At 61.5% G+C, this 20,383-nt stretch carries 19 protein-coding genes and 1 pseudogene; 6 read left to right on the top strand and 14 right to left on the bottom strand.

What is annotated here, in order from left to right; genetic code table 11:
- Positions 1 to 31 precede the first annotated feature (31 nt).
- On the bottom strand, positions 32 to 355 hold the full coding sequence (locus tag AB4N53_RS16115) for a hypothetical protein (protein WP_024014441.1): 324 nt from the start codon (positions 353 to 355) through the stop codon (positions 32 to 34).
- A gap of 255 nt (positions 356 to 610) precedes the next feature.
- Between AB4N53_RS16115 and leuS the strand changes: the two genes are divergently transcribed.
- The 5 genes from leuS (at position 611) to AB4N53_RS16140 (ending at position 6,717) form a co-directional block, all read left to right on the top strand.
- Entirely contained in the window at positions 611 to 3,217 is a 2,607-nt protein-coding gene (gene leuS, locus AB4N53_RS16120) for a leucine--tRNA ligase (RefSeq protein WP_460121665.1), read from the top strand.
- Positions 3,218 to 3,305: 88 nt separating this feature from the next.
- Positions 3,306 to 3,911, top strand: a complete 606-nt coding sequence (locus AB4N53_RS16125) for an LPS-assembly lipoprotein LptE (protein ID WP_071173693.1) — start codon at positions 3,306 to 3,308, stop codon at positions 3,909 to 3,911.
- Positions 3,912 to 3,950: 39 nt separating this feature from the next.
- Entirely contained in the window at positions 3,951 to 4,988 is a 1,038-nt protein-coding gene (holA, locus tag AB4N53_RS16130) for a DNA polymerase III subunit delta (RefSeq protein WP_460121668.1), read from the top strand.
- A 180-nt stretch (positions 4,989 to 5,168) separates the two neighbouring features.
- Positions 5,169 to 5,333, top strand: a complete 165-nt coding sequence (gene arfA, locus AB4N53_RS16135) for an alternative ribosome rescue factor ArfA (protein ID WP_460121670.1) — start codon at positions 5,169 to 5,171, stop codon at positions 5,331 to 5,333.
- A 61-nt stretch (positions 5,334 to 5,394) separates the two neighbouring features.
- Positions 5,395 to 6,717 carry a lytic murein transglycosylase gene (locus tag AB4N53_RS16140; RefSeq protein ID WP_460121672.1) on the top strand — a complete coding sequence of 441 codons (1,323 nt, stop codon included), beginning with the start codon at positions 5,395 to 5,397 and terminating at the stop codon, positions 6,715 to 6,717.
- 103 nt (positions 6,718 to 6,820) lie between these two features.
- On the opposite strand, the gene AB4N53_RS16145 is transcribed toward AB4N53_RS16140, so the two are convergent.
- The 13 genes and pseudogenes from AB4N53_RS16145 to AB4N53_RS16205 form a co-directional block, all read right to left on the bottom strand.
- The gene (locus AB4N53_RS16145; RefSeq protein ID WP_460121674.1) at positions 6,821 to 7,786 is read right to left on the bottom strand and encodes a S66 peptidase family protein; all 966 of its coding nucleotides are present in this window, start codon (positions 7,784 to 7,786) and stop codon (positions 6,821 to 6,823) included.
- Positions 7,787 to 7,918: 132 nt separating this feature from the next.
- Complete coding sequence (gene lipA / locus AB4N53_RS16150; RefSeq protein ID WP_160768663.1) at positions 7,919 to 8,917, bottom strand: lipoyl synthase; 999 nt, start codon at positions 8,915 to 8,917, stop codon at positions 7,919 to 7,921.
- A 25-nt stretch (positions 8,918 to 8,942) separates the two neighbouring features.
- Positions 8,943 to 9,590: a lipoyl(octanoyl) transferase LipB gene (gene lipB, locus AB4N53_RS16155; protein ID WP_024014445.1), complete on the bottom strand. Its 648-nt coding sequence runs from the start codon at positions 9,588 to 9,590 to the stop codon at positions 8,943 to 8,945.
- Positions 9,590 to 9,865, bottom strand: coding sequence for a DUF493 domain-containing protein (locus tag AB4N53_RS16160; protein WP_016773029.1), 276 nt, complete (start codon positions 9,863 to 9,865; stop codon positions 9,590 to 9,592). The genes lipB and AB4N53_RS16160 overlap by 1 nt, the downstream gene beginning before the upstream one ends.
- An 86-nt stretch (positions 9,866 to 9,951) precedes the next feature.
- Entirely contained in the window at positions 9,952 to 11,109 is a 1,158-nt protein-coding gene (locus AB4N53_RS16165) for a D-alanyl-D-alanine carboxypeptidase family protein (protein ID WP_016773028.1), read from the bottom strand.
- Between the two features lie 188 nt (positions 11,110 to 11,297).
- Positions 11,298 to 12,307: pseudogene (locus AB4N53_RS16170) on the bottom strand (septal ring lytic transglycosylase RlpA family protein).
- Complete coding sequence (gene mltB / locus AB4N53_RS16175; protein ID WP_460121677.1) at positions 12,307 to 13,317, bottom strand: lytic murein transglycosylase B; 1,011 nt, start codon at positions 13,315 to 13,317, stop codon at positions 12,307 to 12,309. Before mltB ends, AB4N53_RS16170 begins: the two are co-directional and overlap by 1 nt.
- Before the next feature lie 17 nt (positions 13,318 to 13,334).
- On the bottom strand, positions 13,335 to 14,438 hold the full coding sequence (gene rodA, locus AB4N53_RS16180) for a rod shape-determining protein RodA (RefSeq protein WP_051600793.1): 1,104 nt from the start codon (positions 14,436 to 14,438) through the stop codon (positions 13,335 to 13,337).
- A gap of 31 nt (positions 14,439 to 14,469) precedes the next feature.
- Positions 14,470 to 16,365 (bottom strand): penicillin-binding protein 2, encoded by a 1,896-nt coding sequence (gene mrdA / locus AB4N53_RS16185; protein ID WP_071173699.1) that lies wholly within the window; start codon positions 16,363 to 16,365, stop codon positions 14,470 to 14,472.
- A 10-nt stretch (positions 16,366 to 16,375) separates the two neighbouring features.
- Complete coding sequence (gene rlmH / locus AB4N53_RS16190) at positions 16,376 to 16,843, bottom strand: 23S rRNA (pseudouridine(1915)-N(3))-methyltransferase RlmH (RefSeq protein ID WP_011063671.1); 468 nt, start codon at positions 16,841 to 16,843, stop codon at positions 16,376 to 16,378.
- A gap of 9 nt (positions 16,844 to 16,852) precedes the next feature.
- Positions 16,853 to 17,347 (bottom strand): ribosome silencing factor, encoded by a 495-nt coding sequence (gene rsfS, locus AB4N53_RS16195; RefSeq protein ID WP_016773024.1) that lies wholly within the window; start codon positions 17,345 to 17,347, stop codon positions 16,853 to 16,855.
- Between the two features lie 71 nt (positions 17,348 to 17,418).
- Positions 17,419 to 18,141 carry a nicotinate-nucleotide adenylyltransferase gene (gene nadD / locus AB4N53_RS16200; protein ID WP_024014451.1) on the bottom strand — a complete coding sequence of 241 codons (723 nt, stop codon included), beginning with the start codon at positions 18,139 to 18,141 and terminating at the stop codon, positions 17,419 to 17,421.
- Positions 18,110 to 19,381: a glutamate-5-semialdehyde dehydrogenase gene (locus tag AB4N53_RS16205; protein ID WP_460121679.1), complete on the bottom strand. Its 1,272-nt coding sequence runs from the start codon at positions 19,379 to 19,381 to the stop codon at positions 18,110 to 18,112. The genes nadD and AB4N53_RS16205 overlap by 32 nt, the downstream gene beginning before the upstream one ends.
- Before the next feature lie 177 nt (positions 19,382 to 19,558).
- Here AB4N53_RS16205 and AB4N53_RS16210 point away from each other — a divergent pair, with 177 nt between their 5' ends.
- On the top strand, positions 19,559 to 20,284 hold the full coding sequence (locus tag AB4N53_RS16210; protein ID WP_460121681.1) for a DNA-3-methyladenine glycosylase: 726 nt from the start codon (positions 19,559 to 19,561) through the stop codon (positions 20,282 to 20,284).
- The last annotated feature ends 99 nt before the right edge of the window (positions 20,285 to 20,383 follow it).

Below are 20,383 nucleotides of genomic sequence, written 5' to 3' on the forward strand. Positions count from 1 at the left end.
CGAAAGATCCGTTTCATGACCTGCCATGCGCTTACTTGGCCTGCACAGAACGCACCTTGCCGGTGTCTCTGCGCGGCGCCTTGTCCTTGAGCCAGATGACCTTGGCCGAATGTGCCGCATCGAGCTGCTTCACTGCTTGAGACAGGCATCCCTGCGTTTCACGTTCACTGCGATCCAGATAGGCCTTGACCAGTTTGAACTCGGCGGGGCTCAAGCCACGCAATTCCAGTTCCAGGGGGCGCTCGTCGCGCAGCCGGTCAGCGGTTTTCACGGCGTCCAGCGCCATGCCCAGACGATCGATCAACCTTTCGTACAACTCGGGTTTCGTTACGTTTTTTTTCCGTTGCTCCACCATCCCTCACCTCATTGAAGATAAGACTCACTCCCCAGTTAGAGCTTAGCTTCGCTGCACGAACCGGCTACACGCCGCGACCAACGGCCCTCGTTGCCCAAAACGTCTGGCAATCAGCTGTAATCAGGGTTTCCCTCGGCCAAGCGCGGTCATGTATGCTACGGCGCTTCCTGTCATTCCACTTCCAGCGCATTCGGGCCATCCCTGATGCCGCCGTCGAAGAGGATTAGGCCACCCCTATCCAGTACAAAAGTAGCCATGCACGAACAATATCAGCCCCGTGAGATCGAAGCCGCCGCCCAGTCGTTCTGGGATGAGCAAAAGTCCTTTGAAGTCAGTGAACAGCCAGGCAAGGAAACCTACTACTGCCTGTCGATGTTCCCTTACCCCAGCGGCAAGCTGCACATGGGCCACGTGCGCAACTACACCATCGGCGACGTGATCTCGCGCTACCAGCGCATGCAGGGCAAGAATGTTCTGCAGCCAATGGGTTGGGATGCGTTCGGCATGCCGGCGGAAAACGCCGCAATGAAAAACAACGTAGCGCCCGCCAAGTGGACCTACGAGAACATCGCCTACATGAAGTCGCAGCTGCGCAGCCTCGGCCTCGCGGTGGACTGGTCCCGTGAAGTGACCACCTGCAAGCCGGACTACTACCGCTGGGAACAATGGCTGTTCACGCGCCTGTTCGAAAAAGGCGTCATCTACCGCAAGAACGGTACCGTGAACTGGGACCCGGTCGACCAGACCGTGCTGGCCAACGAGCAAGTCATCGACGGCCGTGGCTGGCGCTCCGGCGCGCTGATCGAAAAGCGCGAAATCCCGATGTACTACTTCAAGATCACCGCTTACGCCGACGAGCTGCTGGAAAGCCTCGACGAACTGACTGGCTGGCCGGAACAGGTCAAGACCATGCAGCGCAACTGGATCGGCAAGTCCCGTGGCATGGAAGTGCAGTTCCCGTACAACGTCGACTCGATCGGCGAAGCCGGCACTCTGAAAGTCTTCACCACCCGTCCGGACACCCTGATGGGCGCGACCTACGTCGCCGTCGCTGCCGAGCACCCGCTGGCCACCCTGGCCGCGCAGAACAACCCTGAGCTGCAAGCATTCATCGCTGAATGCAAGGGCGGCAGCGTCGCTGAAGCCGATGTCGCCACCCAGGAAAAGAAAGGCCTGCCGACCGGCCTGTTCGTCGAGCACCCGCTGACCGGCGAAAAGCTCCCGGTGTGGGTCGCCAACTACGTGCTGATGCACTATGGCGACGGCGCGGTCATGGCGGTGCCGGCGCACGATGAGCGCGATTTCGAATTCGCCCACAAGTACAACCTGCCGGTTAAATCCGTGGTGCGCACCAGCTCCGGTGACAGCAACCCGGCGCCGTGGCAAGACGCCTACGGCGAGCACGGCACGCTGATCAACTCCGGCGAGTTCGACGGCCTCGATTTCGCCGGCGCGTTCGACGCCATGGAAGTCGCCCTGATCAAGAAACAACTGGGCGCCTCGCGTACCCAGTTCCGCCTGCGCGACTGGGGCATCAGCCGCCAGCGCTACTGGGGCTGCCCGATCCCGATCATCCACTGCGCCGCGTGCGGTGACGTGCCGGTGCCGGAAGATCAACTGCCCGTGGTATTGCCGGAAGACGTGGTGCCGGACGGCGCCGGTTCGCCGCTTGCGCGCATGCCCGAGTTCTACGAATGCAGCTGCCCGAAATGCGGCGCTCCGGCCAAGCGTGAAACCGACACCATGGACACCTTCGTCGAGTCGTCGTGGTACTACGCACGCTATGCCTCGCCGCACTTCGAAGGCGGCTTGGTGGAAAAATCCGCGGCCGATCACTGGCTGCCGGTGGATCAGTACATCGGTGGTATCGAACACGCCATTCTGCACCTGCTATATGCGCGTTTCTTCCACAAGTTGATGCGTGACGAAGGTCTGGTCAGCTCCAATGAGCCGTTCAAGAACCTGCTGACCCAGGGCATGGTGATCGCCGAGACTTACTATCGTCGCGAAGCCAACGGTGCTTACACCTGGTTCAACCCGGCAGACGTGGAACTTGAGCGTGACAGCAAAGCCAAGGTGATCAGCGCCAAGCTGAAATCCGACGGCCTGCCGGTGGAAATCGGCGGTACCGAGAAGATGGCCAAGTCGAAGAACAACGGCGTCGACCCACAGTCGATGATCGATCAGTTCGGCGCCGACACCTGCCGCCTGTTCATGATGTTCGCCTCGCCGCCTGACATGAGCGCGGAATGGTCCGACTCCGGCGTTGAAGGTTCGCACCGTTTCCTCAAGCGCGTCTGGCGTCTGGCGCAAGCCCACGTCACCCAGGGCTTGCCGGGCAAACTGGATATTGCCGGCTTGAACGACGAGCAGAAAACCGTGCGTCGTGCGATTCACCTGGCGATCAAGCAGGCCAGCCATGACGTCGGTCAGAACCATAAATTCAATACCGCCATCGCTCAGGTGATGACGCTGATGAACGTGCTGGAAAAAGCCGCGCAAGCCACCGAACAGGACCGCGCGCTGCTGCACGAAGGCCTGGAAGCGGTCACCTTGCTGCTGGCGCCGATTACCCCGCACATCAGCCATGAACTGTGGAAGCAGTTGGGTCACGCCGATGCGGTGATCGATGCAGGCTGGCCGGCCGTCGACGAAAGTGCGCTGGTGCAGGACAACCTGACCCTGGTCATTCAGGTCAACGGCAAGCTGCGCGGGCAGATCGAAATGCCGGCCAGCGCCACCCGCGAAGAGATCGAAGCCGCCGCACGCATCAACGAAAACGTGCTGCGTTTCGTCGACGGCCTGACCATTCGCAAAGTGATCGTGGTGCCGGGCAAACTGGTCAACATCGTCGCCAGCTAAATTGGATCGGGTGCCGGGCTCGCCTGGCACCCAGTAAAACCTTTCGGGCCGCAGAGTCGGCTCACCTGGTTTCAAGGGGAGCAACACAATGATCAAACGCAATCTGCTGGTGATGGGCCTCGCCGTTCTGCTGAGCGCCTGCGGTTTCCAGTTGCGTGGTACCGGCACAAACGAGCTGTCGATCAAGGAAATCGACCTGAGCGCGCGTAACGCTTACGGCGAAACCGTGACACAACTGCGTCAGACGCTCGAGTCCAGCGGCGTCAAGGTTTACAGCGGCGCGCCGTACAAGCTCTACCTGGCTGACGAGCAGGAAAGCCAGCGCATCCTCAGCTATGCCGGTGCCGGGCGCACAGGCGAGTATCAGGTCAACACCGTGCTGAGTTATGACATCCGCGGCGAGAAAAACCTGTCGCTGATCAGCGACAAGCTCGAAGTGCAGAAGGTGTTCATTCACGACGGCAACAACCTCGTCGGCTCCGATCAGGAAGCCAACGACGCCCGTCATGAAATCCGTCGCGAACTGGTTCAGCGCATGATGCTGCGCCTGTCGCAGCTGACCCCGGGCCAGTTGCAGCAACTGCAGCAAACCGCCAATGACCGCGCCAAGGCTGAAGCCGATGCGCTGGAAGCGGCGCAGAAGGCTGAGGCGGAAACTCCGCGTCAGTCGCCGCTCGAAATCCCGCAGCAGTAAGACGGCCGGGGCGCTCTGGCGCCCCGCTCGCCCTTCCTTATGAAGCTCGCTCCCGCGCAACTCGGCAAACACCTGCAAGGCGCACTCGCGCCGGTCTACATCATCAGCGGCGATGACCCGTTGCTGTGTCAGGAAGCCGCCGACGCCATCCGCACGACTGCTCGCCAGCAAGGTTTCGACGAACGTCAGGTCTTCGCCGCCGACGCCAATTTCGATTGGGGTACGTTGTTGCAGGCCGGCGCGAGCATGTCGCTGTTCGCCGAAAAACGCCTGCTCGAGCTGCGCCTGCCATCAGGCAAACCCGGCGACAAAGGTGCGGCGGCGCTGATCGAATATTGCTCACGTCCCGCTGAAGATACCGTCCTGCTGATCAGCTTGCCCAAGCTCGATGGCAGCGCGCAGAAAACCAAGTGGGGCAAGGCGCTGGTCGAAGGCCAACAGACCCAGTTCGTACAGATCTGGCCGGTGGATGCCAATCAACTGCCCAGCTGGATTCGCCAGCGCCTGTCCCAGGCCGGTCTGTCGGCCAGCCAGGACGCCGTCGAATTGATTGCCGCGCGTGTCGAAGGCAACCTGCTCGCCGCCGCGCAGGAAATCGAAAAGCTCAAGTTGATGGCCGAGGGTGGGCAGATCACCGTCGAAACCGTGCAAGCCGCCGTGGCCGACAGTGCGCGGTTCGACGTGTTCGGCCTGACCGACGCGGTGCTCAACGGCGAACCGGCCCACGCCTTGCGCATGCTCGAGGGTCTGCGCGGCGAAGGCGTCGAGCCGCCAGTGATTCTCTGGGCACTGGCGCGGGAGTTGCGCCTGCTGGCCAATATTTCATTGCAATACAGCCAGGGCACGCCACTGGACAAGTGCTTCAGCCTGTCGAAACCGCCCGTCTGGGACAAGCGCAAGCCGCTGATGAGCAAGGCGCTGCAACGCTACTCGGCGCAACGCTGGGCGCAATTGCTGCTCGAAGCGCAGCGTATCGATGCGCAGATCAAAGGTCAGGCAGCGGGTTCGCCGTGGATGAGCCTGAGTCGGTTGGCTCTATTGATGGCCGGCCAGCGACTGTCTTTGCCTGCCGAGTAAGGCAGTCGAGCGCGTAGCGTCCATTCGCGAGCAGGCGCGCTCCCACAGTGACCACTTACCAATGTGGCAGCGAGCCTGCTCGCGAAAGCGCCAGAATATTCCTACGCATGAGCTACTGGACAGATGCGCCACATCGGCAGATTATTCCCGGCGCAAAACCACCACACCGAGAGAATCCCCATGAGCAAAAAGCCTGCAAAGCATGGCCCCAACAAGGCCAAATCCATCGTCGCCCAGCCCTTGTTCCGCAGCCGTAAGGAACGACCAGCCAAGGGCAAAGGCAGCTACCGCCGCGAAGCCTTCCGGTCTGACAACCGGGAGGCTTTTTACTTTCTGGCTGCCTGAAGCGCACTACCCCCCGCTCATGTTAAGGTCTGCACCTGATTCGTTTCCCCTGGAACTGTGCATGCCCCCAAGTCTTTCCCGTCGTTGGCCCGTGCGCCAATTGATCGCTGCCTCCAGCTTCATCCTGCTTGTTGCCTGCGCGGAAAAACCCACCGCCGCCGATGCACAACCGCTTCAAGCCGCCCCCGTTGCCACGGCCCCAGCGATCATCCCGCCGGTAGTGCCGTCCGCCGATCCGCTCGATATTCAGCCGACTCAAACCTTCGCCGAATGGCAGTCCGGTTTTCGCAAAGATGCCCTTGCCGCCGGGATTCGCCCCGAGCTGTTCGATCAGGCATTTGCCAACGTCAGCTTCGACGCCAGCGTGATCCGCGCCGATCGCAGTCAGCCGGAATTTTCCCGCCCGGTGTGGGAATACCTCGATGGCGCGCTGTCGCCACTGCGCGTACGCAAAGGCCAGGCGTTGATCAGCCAGTACGCCGACATTCTGCAAAGCATCGAGCAGCGATATGGCGTTGATCGCCAGGCACTGGTCTCGGTGTGGGGCATGGAAAGCAATTTCGGTCAGTTTCAGGGCAGCAAGTCGGTAATCAACTCGCTGGCCACCCTCGCCTACGAAGGCCGTCGTCCGGGCTTTGCTCATGCGCAATTGATCGCCGCCCTGCAGATACTGCAACAGGGCGATATCACCCCGGAGAAAATGCTCGGCTCCTGGGCCGGCGCAATGGGCCAGACCCAGTTCATACCGACCACTTACAACACCCACGCCGTGGACTTTGACGGTGACGGTCGCCGCGACATCTGGGGCAGCCCGGCCGATGCGCTGGCCTCGACCGCGCATTATCTGCAGAGCTCAGGCTGGCAGCGTGGCCAGCCGTGGGGCTTCGAAGTGCAACTGCCCAGCGGTTTCAACTACACCCTGGCCGATGGCGCGATTCGCAAAAGCGTCGCCGAATGGCGGCAACTGGGCGTGAGCCTGCCCAATGGCGCGCAGGTGCCAGCCGGCTCCGAGCAGCTTTCCGCTGCCCTGCTACTGCCGGCCGGTTATCGCGGCCCGGCGTTTTTGATCCTCGACAACTTCCGGGCGATTCTCAAGTACAACAATTCGTCGTCATATGCGCTGGCGGTGAGCCTGTTGGCCGAGCGCTTTGAAGGCGCAGGCTTGATCAATGGCGACTGGCCGAAAGATGATCTGCCGCTGAGTCGCACCGAGCGCATCGAACTGCAAACGCTGTTGACCGCGCGTAATTATGACGCCGGCACGGCGGACGGGATTATCGGCGCCAATACGCGCAAGGCCATTCGCAGCGCCCAGCAGGCACTGGGGTGGCCGGCGGATGGGTATCCGACGCACAAGTTGCTTGAGAGCCTGCGCGCCCAATAAAAGCATCGCGGGCAAGCCCGCTCCCACAGGGATTCTGGTTGAAACGCAATTGTGTATTCGACTCAAAACCTGTGGGAGCGAGCCTGCTCGCGAAGACTGACTGTCAGGCAATAACCGTTTCCGCCTTGATCACCACATCCTGCTCCAGCAGCAACTCCTGCTTTCCCGCATCCAGGCGCACCAGCGCGCCCAACGGCAGTGTCAGATTCGGGTCGCAATGGCCACTGCGCCAACCCGACAACACCGGAATCCGCAACGGCTCGAAGGTTTGCTTGAGCAAGCGATTCAGCGCGTCGACCTCCACTCCGGCGATATCACCGACCAGCACACCGCGCAGCCGGGCCAGCTTGCCGGCCAGACGCATCTGGGTCAGCAGCCGATCAATGCGATACAGCGGCTCGTTGATGTCTTCGATAAACAGAATCACCCCTTCGACATCAATCTCGTAGGGCGTGCCGAGGGTTGCAGCAATCATCGCCAGATTGCCGCCAAGCAAGCGCCCGTGGGCAACGCCTGGTTCAACGGTTGAGAGCGGATACGCCGCCGGATGGCTCAGCACACTCCCTGACTTCATTTGCCCGCGCAGCATGGCGAAGAATGAGGTGACGGTCGGCGGCTCCTTGTCGCCGAGCAGGTCGGCATTGAGCAGCGGCCCGTGGAAGGTCACAAACCCGGCGTAGCGACTGATGGCCAGGTGCAGCGCGGTGATATCGCTGTAGCCGATAAAGGGTTTGGCGTTGCGACTGAGCAGATCGTAATCGATTCGGTCGAGCAGGCGCGGCGTGCCGTAGCCGCCGCGCAGGCAAATGATCGCGTCGACTTCGGGATCAGCGAATGCCGCATGCAGATCGCGCAGGCGTACGTCGTCGCTGCCGGCCAGATAGCCGTCCTTCTCGTAGACGCCCGGAAACACCTTCAGCCCATGGCCGCGCGCGCGCATCCATTGCAGCGCTTTCTCAGTGTCGAGGGCGCCGGGACCGGCAGGCGCGATGACGCCGATCGTGCCCTCGCAGGGCAGCGCCGGTACGGCTCGGTGGGCAATCAGGGTGTGGCTCGGTCGAACGGTCATCCATGGGCTCCAGCGGTAAAGTCATGCACACACAGTAGTCAGCTGAAGAGGCAAACAAAAGCCCCTTGTCTCAGGCAAAAAAATGCCCGCCGAAGGACAGTCCTCGGCGGGCATTTTTGCATCGGCGCTGAATCAGGAACCCAGCAGCTCGGCCTTGACCAGCTTCGCCTGCTCGTCGGCATGGTACGAGGAACGTACCAGCGGGCCCGAAGCGACGTTCTTGAAGCCCATCTTGTACCCTTCCTCGGCGAACCAGGCGAAGGTGTCCGGATGGACGAAACGCTGCACCGGCAGGTGGCTGCGCGACGGTTGCAGGTATTGACCGAGGGTCAGCATGTCGATGTCGTGTTCGCGCATGCGCTTCATGACTTCGATGACTTCCTCGTCGGTTTCGCCCAGACCCAGCATCAGGCCGGACTTGGTCGGAATGTGCGGCATCATCTGCTTGAAGCGTTGCAACAGGGTCAGCGACCACTGGTAATCCGAACCCGGACGCGCAGCCTTGTACAGGCGTGGCACGGTTTCCAGGTTGTGGTTGAACACATCCGGCGGCTCGGCGGCGGTGATTTCCAGAGCGATGTCCATGCGGCCGCGATAGTCCGGGACCAGGGTCTCGAGCTGCACGTTCGGCGACAGTTTGCGGATTTCGCGGATACAGTCGGCGAAGTGCTGGGCACCGCCGTCACGCAGGTCGTCACGGTCAACCGAGGTAATCACCACGTATTTGAGCTTGAGGTCGGCGATGGCGATGGCCAGGCTTTCCGGCTCGTTGACGTCCAGTGGCTTCGGACGACCGTGGCCAACGTCGCAGAACGGGCAGCGACGGGTGCAGATGTCGCCCATGATCATGAAGGTCGCGGTGCCGCCCGAGAAGCATTCGCCGAGGTTCGGGCAGGACGCTTCTTCGCAGACGCTGTGCAGCTTGTGCTTGCGCAGCAGGCTCTTGATGCGGTCGACTTCCGGCGAAACCGGGATGCGCACGCGGATCCAGTCGGGTTTCTTTGGCAGTTCGGTGGTCGGGATGATCTTGACCGGGATGCGTGCAACCTTCTCGGCGCCGCGCAGCTTGACGCCGGCTTCAACCTTGGGACGCGGGGCCGGGCGCTCGGTCACGTCGAGCGTCGGGATCATGGTTTGCACTGCATCAGTAGTCATATCAGTCGATTCCGCCCGTGAGGGTCGTCTGCTCAGCATAGTCGAGGTGTTTGACGAGCTGCGCGCGCAGCCGGGCACTTACCTCGGCAAATTCAATCGATCCTGCGTGATCGCTCAGCTGGGTCATGGCCAGCCCGGCGTAGCCGCAGGGATTAATCCGTCGAAACGGTTCCAGGTTCATATCCACGTTCAGGGCCAGGCCATGAAAGGAACAACCGTGGCGAATGCGCAAACCCAGAGAAGCGATTTTTGCTCCATCGACGTATACGCCGGGAGCATCTGGCTTGGCGGCGGCGGTGACGCCGTAGCTGGCCAGCAGTTCGATCAGGCAGGCTTCCATGCGGCTGACCAGATCACGCACGCCGAACCCCAGCTTGCGCACATCCAGTAACAGATAAGCCACCAGTTGCCCTGGGCCATGATAAGTCACTTGGCCGCCACGATCGACCTGCACCACCGGAATATCTCCCGGCAGCAACAGGTGTTCGGCCTTGCCAGCCTGGCCCTGGGTGAACACCGGCGGGTGTTCGACGAGCCAGATTTCGTCGGCGGCAGCATTGCCGCGTTCGTTGGTAAAGCGCTGCATGGCATGCCAGACCGGCTCGTAAGCCATCTGGCCCAGCTCGCGAAAGCCCAGCGTGCCGTGCATCACAACACCATGTGCACGAAGCCGGTCGCCCGCAGTTCGCTGTTGATGTTGTACAGCTGATCCTGGTCGGTAGCGACGATGTGCAGCTGGATGGTGGTGTACTTGCCGGTGCTGCTTTGACGCTCGTCGATGCGCTCGTCATTGATGGTCGCGTGTTTCTTGACGATCTCGATGATCTGGTCTTTGCGGCCGACGCCCGTATCGCTGATTACCTTGATCGGGTAATCAGTTTGGGGAAATTCGATCTTTGGCGCCTGTACTTCGGTATCGGTCATGGCGTAACGGCCTCTAGAGTGCAAGCCGTGGTAACGCACATGGCCCCGCACCGGATCGGGGCGAGGCCATGCAGGTCAACACTGAATCAGTTGAACAAGCCGTAGAAGAATAGACGGATGCTATCCCACATGCGGCGGAAGATACCACCCTCCTCGACGCCATCCAGAGCGATCAGGTCGGCGCTGTGCACCACCTTGTCTTCCAGTTTGACTTCGACTTTACCGATCACGTCGCCCTTGGCGATAGGCGCAACCAGTTGCGGGTTCATGGTCATGCTGGCAGCGAGCTTCTTCAGCTGGCCTTTCGGCAGGGTCATGGTCAGGTCTTGTGCCAGGCCGGCCTTGACCTGGCTGGTGGTGCCTTTCCATACCGGCGCCTGCGCCAGCTCAGTGCCCTTCTGATAGAAGGTCTGGGTTTCGAAAAAGCGGAAACCGTAGGTCAGCAGCTTCTGGGTTTCAGCGGCGCGGGCTACTTCGCTGTTGGTGCCGAACACCACGGCGATCAGACGCTGGCCGTCACGTACAGCCGAAGACACCATGCAGTAGCCGGCTTCGTCGGTGTGGCCGGTTTTCAGACCGTCAACGGTCTTGTCGCGCCACAGCAGCAGGTTGCGGTTAGGCTGCTTGATGCCGTTCCAGAAGAACTCTTTCTGCGAGTAGATCGCATAGTGAGCCGGGTCTTCGTGGATGATCGCACGGGCCAGAATCGCCATGTCATGCGCCGACGAGTAGTGCTCAGGGTTCGGCAGACCGGTCGGGTTCATGAAGTGGGTATTGGTCATGCCCAGTTCGGTGACGGTCTTGTTCATCAAGTCGGCGAAGGCGTCTTCGCTGCCGGCGATGTGCTCGGCCAGGGCGACGCTGGCGTCGTTACCGGACTGGATGATGATGCCGTGCAGCAGGTCGCTGACGGTGACTTGCGAACCGACCTTGATGAACATCCGCGAGCCGCCGGTGCGCCAGGCGTTTTCGCTGACGGTCACCGGATCGTTTTCACCGATCTGGCCGCGACGGATTTCCAGGGTCGCGATATACGCGGTCATCAGCTTGGTCAGGCTGGCCGGTGGCAGACGCTGGTCGCCGTTGTTTTCGACCAGCACGTTGCCGCTGCTGGCATCCATCAGAACGTAGGCCTTGGCGGCCAGTTGTGGTGGCGACGGCATCATCTCGGCCGCGAAGGCGGCTGGCGAGAGGAGCAGCGGGACTAGCAGACACAGGCGTTTGGCAAAGGTGGTGATGTTCATCCGTCTCTCGAAATCGCTAATGGAAACTTGCCCGAAGGCAAAACTTATTCAGACAGCCTTCTAACGGGCCATCGCGTGTTCAGTTGCTCACTCCAGTCACCCTTGCCGGGCTTTTGTTCTTCGACGAGCCAACAACCTGGTTCACCCCCCCGAATACCGCAAGTGAACCGTCAATCAAGGTCTACGTATTACTCGCTGACCACGCTGGGCGAACCCAGATTGGCCAGACGCACACTGTTCTGCACCTGGGCGATTTCACCCGGCGAGCCGATCGGCCCCAGGCGTACCCTGTGCAGGGTCTGCTGATTGCGCACGATCGAACTGATGAACACCGGCGCGCTCACCATCCCGCTGAGCTTCGACCTCAGCAGTTCGGCAGCGTCCGGGTTGGCGAACGCGCCCACCTGCAGATACTGGCCAGACGCTGGTGCAGAAGCGTTTTTTTTGCATCGATCTGCACGGGCACCACGGCCGCGGCGTGTTGCTGCGGCGGCGGCGTCCATTGCTCGACGGTGCCGGCCGAAGCCGTAATCACTGGCGCGCTATTCTGCGCCACTTGCGGCTCGTTGAGCATCAGCGGCGCCGGACGGCCCTTGGCCGCCCACCACTGCTGCGGATCGATGCCCTCGACCTTGACCCGCGCGGTGCCGGTTTCGGCATAGCCGAGTTTCTTCGCCGCAGCATAAGACAAGTCGATGATGCGATCGGAGTAGAACGGCCCACGATCGTTGACGCGCAGGATCACGGTCTTGTTGTTGTCCAGGTTGGTCACCCGGACGTAACTTGGCAGCGGCAAGGTCTTGTGCGCGGCGCTCATGCCGTACAGGTCATACACTTCGCCATTGGCGGTGTTCTGGCCATGGAACTTGGTGCCGTACCAGGACGCTGTGCCCGAAGCCACGTAGGTCTTGGATTCCTGCAACGGAAAATAGGTCTTGCCCAGCACGGTATACGGGTTGGCCTTGTACGGGCCGGTGTGCAGGGTCGGTGTCGCATCAGGGATGCGCGAAACATCGACGTCCCACCACGGCGCGCCGTCTTTGTGCGCGCGGTTGATGTCCAGGCCCGGTTGGGCGCGGACAGCGGTGGACGGGGTTTTCTGCGTCGGCGTGCGGCTGGTCGTGCAACTGGCGACCAGGACTGCCAACGCAGCGAAAGCCACCAGCTTCAGGGGTTTATTGTTAGGCAATGCCTGCATTACTTGACGCCCCGTGCTTGTACCAGCTGTTCAGACAGTTGATGTACGGCCATGGCGTACATCACGCTGCGGTTATAACGCGTGATCGCGTAGAAATTCTGCAGGCCCATCCAGTATTCAGGGCCGTTGTCGCCTTCGAGGCGAAATGCGGTAACCGGCATATCATCGCGCAGCGCATCATGACTCGACCAGCCCAGCGCCCGCAACTCTGCGACCGTTTTCACTGGCTCGATACCGGTGGTCAGGCCTTCATCGACCTGCTCGCCGCGCACATCGGCGCGGCTGACCACCGGCTCACCGGCGACCCAGCCGTGACGCTTGAAGTAGCTGGCGACGCTGCCAATGGCGTCGTCCGGGTTGTTCCAGATATTGATGTGGCCGTCACCGTCGAAGTCCACCGCGTAGGCGCGAAAGCTGCTCGGCATGAACTGCGGCAGGCCCATGGCCCCGGCGTACGAGCCTTTGAGGGTCAGTGGATCGACCTGCTCTTCACGGGCCAGCAGGAGGAACTCACGCAGTTCCTTGCGGAAAAATTCGGCACGGGGAGGATAGTCGAAGCCGAGGGTCGATAAAGCATCGATCACGCGGAAATTGCCGGTATTACGTCCGAAAAAGGTCTCGACGCCGATGATCGACACGATGACTTGTGCCGGCACGCCGTATTCCTGCTCGACACGGGCCAGGGTCGCCTCGTGCTGACGCCAGAAGTCGACGCCACGGGCGATGCGCGCATCAGTGATGAACATCGGGCGATATTCATTCCACTGCTTGACGCGTTCGGCGGGTTTGGAGATGGCGTCGAGAATCGACTGCTTGCGTTGCGCCTCGCGGAACACACCCATCAGTTGTTCCCCGGCGAAACCGTAGTCGCGGGTCATTTCGCCAACGAATTCGGCCACCTGCGGCGAGCCTTCATAGTCGCCGGCCAGCGCTTCCTGCACGCTCCCCAGCAGGCCCATCAGGCCAACCAGCGGCGCGCATCGAGTCGCCCAGCCACGCATTACTTGCATTGCACTCTTCACCTTATTCAAACCTGTGCGATCCACTTGCGATGGGTATGGATCGACATCAAAACCCCAAACGCTGACAGCAGCGTCACCAGCGAAGTTCCTCCGTAGCTAATGAACGGCAACGGCACCCCCACGACCGGCAACAGGCCACTGACCATACCGATGTTGACGAAAACGTAAACAAAAAAAGTCATGGTCAACGCGCCGGCAAGCAATTTGCCGAACAGCGTTTGCGCCTGGGCAGTGATTACCAGCCCGCGACCGATCAACAGCAGATAGATCAGCAGCAGCGCGCAAATCCCCACCAGACCGAACTCTTCGCCAAGCACGGCGATGATGAAGTCGGTGTGACTTTCCGGGAGAAAATCCAGGTGCGACTGGGTGCCGAGCAGCCAGCCTTTGCCGAATACGCCACCGGAACCGATCGCCGCCTTCGACTGAATGATGTTCCAGCCGGTACCGAGCGGATCGCTTTCCGGGTCAAGGAAAGTCAGGACCCGTTGCTTCTGATAGTCGTGCATGACGAAAAACCACATCGCCACGGATACCGGCACCGCCGCCGCCAGCACGCTGAGAATCCAGCGCCAGCGCAAGCCGCCCATGAACAGGACGAAGGCGCCACCGGCGAGAATCAGCAGCGAAGTACCGAGATCCGGCTGGCGCACGATCAGAATGAACGGCACGCCAATCAGCATCAGGCTGATGCCGACGTGCTTGAGTTGTGGCGGCAAGGTGCGTTTGGACAGATACCAGGCGATGGTCGCCGGCATCAGAATCTTCATGAATTCCGAGGGCTGGAAACGGATCACCCCGGGGATGTTGATCCAGCGCGTGGCGCCCATGGCGTTGTGGCCCATGATGTCGACGACGATCAGCAAGACCACGCCGATCACGTAACCGAGCGGCACCCAACGCGCCATGAAACGCGGCTCGAACTGGGCGATGACGATCATTGCCACCAGACCGATGCCGAAGGATGTGGCCTGCTTGCCGAGCAGATCCCAGCTCTTGCCGCTGGCCGAATACAGCACGAACAGGCTGCCGGCGGCGAGGATCAGCAACAGGATCAACAGCGGGCCATCGATATGCAGTCTTTGCAGCAACGTCGCGCGGCGACGCATCACATCCTCGCTGGAGAGCATGCGATCGAAGTTATTCATCACGGGCCGGGGCCTCCGCAGTGATAGGGCTGGCGTACTCGGCTTTCAGGTGGCCATCCTGGTCGAGCAGCCAGGCGTCCATGACCTGGCGCACCACTGGCGCGGCAACGCCGGAACCGGACTCACCGTTCTCGACCATTACCGACACGACGATTTTCGGATCATCGGCCGGGGCGAAGCCGACGAACAAGGCGTGGTCGCGGTGGCGTTCCTGGACCTTGGAGCGGTCGTATTTCTCGCCCTGCTTGATTGCCACCACCTGCGCGGTACCGGACTTGCCGGCGATGCGGTACTGCGCGCCGATCGCCGCTTTGCGCGCGGTACCACGGGCGCCGTGCATTACCTGCTGCATGCCGTGGTTGACCTTGTTCCAGTCGGACGGGTCGCGCAGGACGATGTTCGGCATCGGGTTTTCATCCACTGGCTTCACCCCGTCGAGGGACTTGGCCAGGTGCGGACGATTCCAGATGCCCTTGTTGGCGACCAGCGCCGTGGCCTGGGCCAATTGCAGCGGCGTCGATTGCATGTAGCCCTGGCCGATCCCGAGAATAAGGGTTTCGCCGGGGAACCACGCCTGTTTGCGCGTCGCCCGCTTCCATTCGCGGGACGGCATCAGGCCGGGGGATTCTTCGAACATGTCCAGCGAGACCTTCTGGCCGATGCCGAACTTGTTCATATAGGTCGACAGCCGATCGATGCCGAGCTTGTGCGCCAGGTCATAGAAGTACGTGTCGTTGGACCGCATGATCGCCGTGTCGAGGTCGACGAAGCCGTCACCGGTACGGTTCCAGTTGCGGTATTTGTGGTCGTAGTTGGGCAGCATGTAATAGCCCGGGTCGAACACCCGGCTCGAAGCCGTGACTACGCCGGCGTCGAGACCGGCAATTGCCACCGCCGGTTTGATCGTCGAGCCCGGCGGGTACAGACCTCGGAGCACGCGATTGAACAGCGGCCGGTCGATGGAATCACGCAACTCGGCGTAGGCCTTGAAGCTGATGCCGGTGACGAACAGGTTCGGGTCGAAACTCGGCTGACTGACCATCGCCAGCACTTCACCGGTTTTCGGATCGAGCGCCACCACCGCGCCACGTCGCCCGCCCAGCGCAGCCTCGGCGGCTTCCTGCAACTTGATGTCGAGGCTCAGGACGATGTCCTTGCCGGGAATCGGATCGGTGCGCTTGAGCACCCGCAACACGCGGCCACGGGCGTTGGTCTCGACTTCCTCGTAACCGACCTGACCGTGCAATTCCGGCTCGTAGAAACGCTCGATGCCGGTCTTGCCGATGTGGTGGGTGCCGCTGTAGTTGACTGGATCGAGGCTTTTCAGCTCTTTCTCGTTGATCCGCCCCATGTAACCCACCGAATGCGCAAAGTGCGCGCCCTGCGGGTAATGCCGGACCAATTGCGCGACCACTTCCACCCCGGGCAGGCGGAACTGATTCACGGCAATGCGGGCGATCTGCTCTTCGGTCAGCTCGAACAGGATCGGCACCGGCTCGAACGGCCGACGGCCCTGACGCATGCGTTTCTCGAAGATCACCCGGTCCTCGGGCGTCAGTTCCAGCACCTCGACGATGACGTCGAGCACCTGTTGCCAGTCGCCGGAGCGCTCGCGGGTCATGCTCAGGCTGAAGCTCGGCCGGTTGTCGGCCACGACCACGCCGTTGCGGTCGAAAATCAGCCCGCGCGTCGGCGGAATCGGCTGCACATGCACGCGGTTGTTTTCCGACAGGGTCGAGTGGTACTCGTACTGGATCACCTGCAGGTAATACAAACGCGCGATCAGCACACAGATCAGCGCCACGATCACGATCGCACCGAACACGACACGGCTGCGCACCAGACGGGCGTCCTTTTCGTGGTCCTTGATGCGGATCGGCTGAGACATGAGGGCAGGCTTACTTGTGGTAAGGGTGACCGGACAACACGGTCCAGGCACGGTACAACTGTTCGCCGATCAGGATCCGCACCAGCGGGTGCGGCAAGGTCAGCGGCGACAACGACCAGCGCTGGTCAGCGCGGGCACAGACTTCCGGTGCCAGCCCTTCCGGGCCGCCCACCATGAAGTTGACCGTGCGCGAATCCAGGCGCCAGCGATCGAGTTCAACCGCCAGTTGCTCGGTGCTCCACGGCTTGCCGTGAACCTCCAGCGTGACGATCCGCTCGTTGTGCCCGACCTTGGCCAGCATGGCTTCGCCTTCCTGGCGGATGAAACGGGCCACGTCGGCATTCTTGCCACGGGTGTTGAGCGGAATTTCCACCAGTTCCAGCGCCAGTTCGGATGGAAGACGCTTGGCATATTCATGCCAGCCTTCTTCCACCCATTTGGGCATGCGTGAACCGACGGCGATCAGGCGCAGTCGCACAGCAATCCCTTAGAACTGGTCTTTGTTGAGCTTGGTGAAATGCTCGTGGGTGTTCTCCGGACTGTGGTGCTTGGCATCGGCCGCACGGCTTTGCTCGGCACCGGCCCACAGACGCTCCAGGTCGTAGAACTGACGCGCCGAGGCGGTCATCATGTGCACGATCACCAGATCGAGGTCGAGCAGTACCCAGTCGCTGTCGCCCTTGCCTTCTTCGCCCAGCGGCTTGGCGCCCTGCTTTTTCACTTCCTCGCGGACCTTGTCCAGCATCGCGTTGATCTGGCGATTGGAGGTACCGGTGGCGATGATCATGTAGTCAGTGATGCTCTGCTTGTCGCGCACATCGATGATCTGGATGTCCTGGGCCTTGACGTCTTCCAGCGCAGCGACGGCAATCTTGACCAGTTCGTCGCCCTTGAGCGGCTCGTTGGTGTTGACGGCTTCCGGCAGTGGTGCGCTCTTGAACGTGCCTTTGCGCTTTACTTTCGGTAGATCTTTATCAGTCATATGAAACTCGTTTTGCTCATGTATTCGGCGGCTTGGGATACGGTGATTCGTATCAGTGAAGCACGCCTTGTTCAGTTCGACGCACGATACAGACCGTGCGCATCGATGTAGGCCAGGACCGCGTCGGGCACCAGGAAACGTACCGACTTACCGCTGGCCAGCAGTTGACGGATCTGGGTGGCGGAAACCGCGAGCGGTGTCTGCCAGACGAATGCAATCTGTCCGCTCGGCCCTTTCAGGGCCAGCGGGTCGCTCACCGAACGCGCTGCCAGCAGGTTGCGCAAGGCATCCGGCGGTTCGCTGTCGGCGTCCGGGCGCTGTAGCACCAGGATGTGGCAATGCTGGAGCAACTCTTCCCAGCGGTGCCAAGTGGGCAGGCCGCAAAATGCGTCCCAGCCCAAAAGCAGAAAAACCTGGGTCTCGGCGGGCATCTCTGCGCGCAGCGACTCCAGGGTATCGATGGTCCAGGACGGTTTGTCCCGCTGCAATTCGCGGGCGTCCACCACCAGCGGCGGCAATCCGGCCACCGCGCACTCGACCATCGCCAGCCGATCCTGCGCCGACACCTGCGGCGTACCGCGATGTGGCGGGCGCGCGTTCGGCATCAGGCGCAACTCGTCCAGCGCCAGCGCTTCGACGACTTCCAGCGCGCCACGCAAATGGCCGATATGCACCGGGTCGAACGTACCGCCCAGCACGCCAATGCGCTGCGGGCGCGACTCGCTGCCGGTATGCGGCGCTGTCAGGTCGAGGTCGGTCAAGTCAGACCGTCGCCTGGCCGCGCAACTGGCCATCGCCGACCACTATGTACTTCTCGCAGGTCAACCCCTCAAGCCCTACCGGGCCGCGGGCGTGCAGCTTATCAGTAGAAATGCCGATCTCGGCACCCAATCCGTATTCAAATCCATCGGCAAAGCAGGTCGGCGTGTTGATCATCACCGAGGCCGAGTCGACTTCCGCCACGAACCGGCGGGTGTCGGCGAGGTTTTCGCTGACGATCGAGTCGGTGTGATGGGAGCCGTAATGGTTAATGTGTTCGATCGCCTGCTCCAGACCGTCGACCACGCGAATCGACAGGATCGGCGCCAGATACTCGGTGCTCCAGTCGTCCTCGGTGGCCGCCACGGTTTCGATGATTGCCTGGGTGCGTTCGCAACCACGCAGCTCGACGCCTTTTTCGCGGAACTGCGCGGCCATCGAAGGCAGGAAATCCCTGGCAACAGCCTGGTCGACGAGCAGCGTTTCCATCGCGCCGCAGATGCCATAACGGTAAGTCTTGGCGTTGAAGGCGATGCGCTGGGCTTTTGCCAGATCGGCGTGCTCGCTGACGTAGACGTGGCAGATGCCGTCCAGGTGCTTGATCACCGGCACGCGGGCATCGCGGCTGATGCGTTCGATCAGGCCACGACCGCCACGGGGAACGATGACGTCGACGTACTCAGGCATGCTGATCATCGCGCCGACGGCGGCGCGGTCAGTGGTTTCGACCACTTGCACCACGGCGGCGGGCAGTTCGGCCTCGGCCAGACCGCGCTGAATGCACGCGGCAATCGCGCGATTGGAGTGAATCGCCTCGGAGCCACCACGCAGAATGGTCGCGTTACCCGACTTCAGGCACAGGCTGGCGGCATCGATGGTCACGTTCGGACGGGACTCGTAAATGATCCCGATCACGCCCAGCGGTACACGCATCTTGCCGACCTGAATGCCCGACGGACGGAAGCTCATGTCGCGGATCGCACCAACCGGATCCGCCAAGGCAGCGACCTGACGCAAGCCGACGATCATTCCGTCGATGCGCGCCGGGGTCAGTTCGAGACGTTCCAGCAGCGCCGGTTCCAGACCGCTGGCGCGACCGGCAGCCAGATCCAGCTCATTGGCTGCGGCAAGCTCGGCGCGCGCAGCATCCAGAGCATTGGCGGCAGCCTGCAAGGCGCGGTTTTTCTGCGCGGTGCTGGCGCGACCGATGACCCGGGAGGCAGCGCGGGCGGCGCGACCCAATCGGGTCATATAGTCAAGAACGGACTCAGTCATGGTCTGCTGGGGTCTTGGCAAAGAGGAAAGCGGCAGATTATAGCTGTCGCGTCCCGGGACTAACAGCGGTGACAGGCGGATGGTCGAAATGAGCTGCGTTTGCCCCTCGTTCAGACGTAATTAAGCTCAGCGTTGTTATCATCACGACCTCTTGAGCCTGGATAAACCTTGCCCATCATGACCAACGTGCCCCTTTGCCCCGAGTCCGCACGCCTGCCCGTGGGCCTGCCGGACAGTTTTTTCGACCGCGACGCACAGGTGCTGGCGCAGGCGCTGCTCGGCAAAGTCATCCGTCATCGCGTCGGCGACCTATGGTTGAGCGCGCGAATTATCGAGACCGAAGCCTATTACTTCGCGGAAAAAGGCAGCCACGCCTCGCTCGGCTATACAGAAAAACGTAAGGCTTTGTTTCTGGATGGCGGCCACATCTATATGTACTACGCCCGTGGCGGTGATTCGCTGAACTTCAGTGCGCAAGGTCCGGGCAACGCGGTGCTGATCAAATCTGCCTATCCGTGGGTCGATGAAGTCAGCGGCCCGGCGAGTCTGGCGCAGATGCTGGTGAACAATCCCGATGCCCAGGGCCGGCCGCGTCCGACGCAGAAGTTGTGCGCCGGGCAGACGCTGCTGTGCAAGGCACTCGGTTTGAAAGTACCGATGTGGGACGCCAAGCGTTTCGATCATGAGTTGTTGCTGGTCGAGGACGCGGGACCGGCGCCCTCGCAGATTATTCAAACTACCCGATTGGGGATTCCGCTGGGTCGCGATGAACACCTGATGTACCGCTTCGTTGACGCCGCGCATGCGCAATGGTGCACGCGGAACCCGCTGCGACGGGGTCAGGTCGAAGGCCGGGATTATCTCCTGCTTCCCGGAGCTGACGGCAAATCCGCAAATAAATGATGTCCCCCTGTGGGAGCGAGCCTGCTCGCGAAGGGGTCGTGCCAGCCAACGCTTCTCTCGTCTGACACAGCGTATTCGCGAGCAGGCTCGCTCCCACGG

Source organism: Pseudomonas sp. H3_E04 (assembly GCF_054668915.1).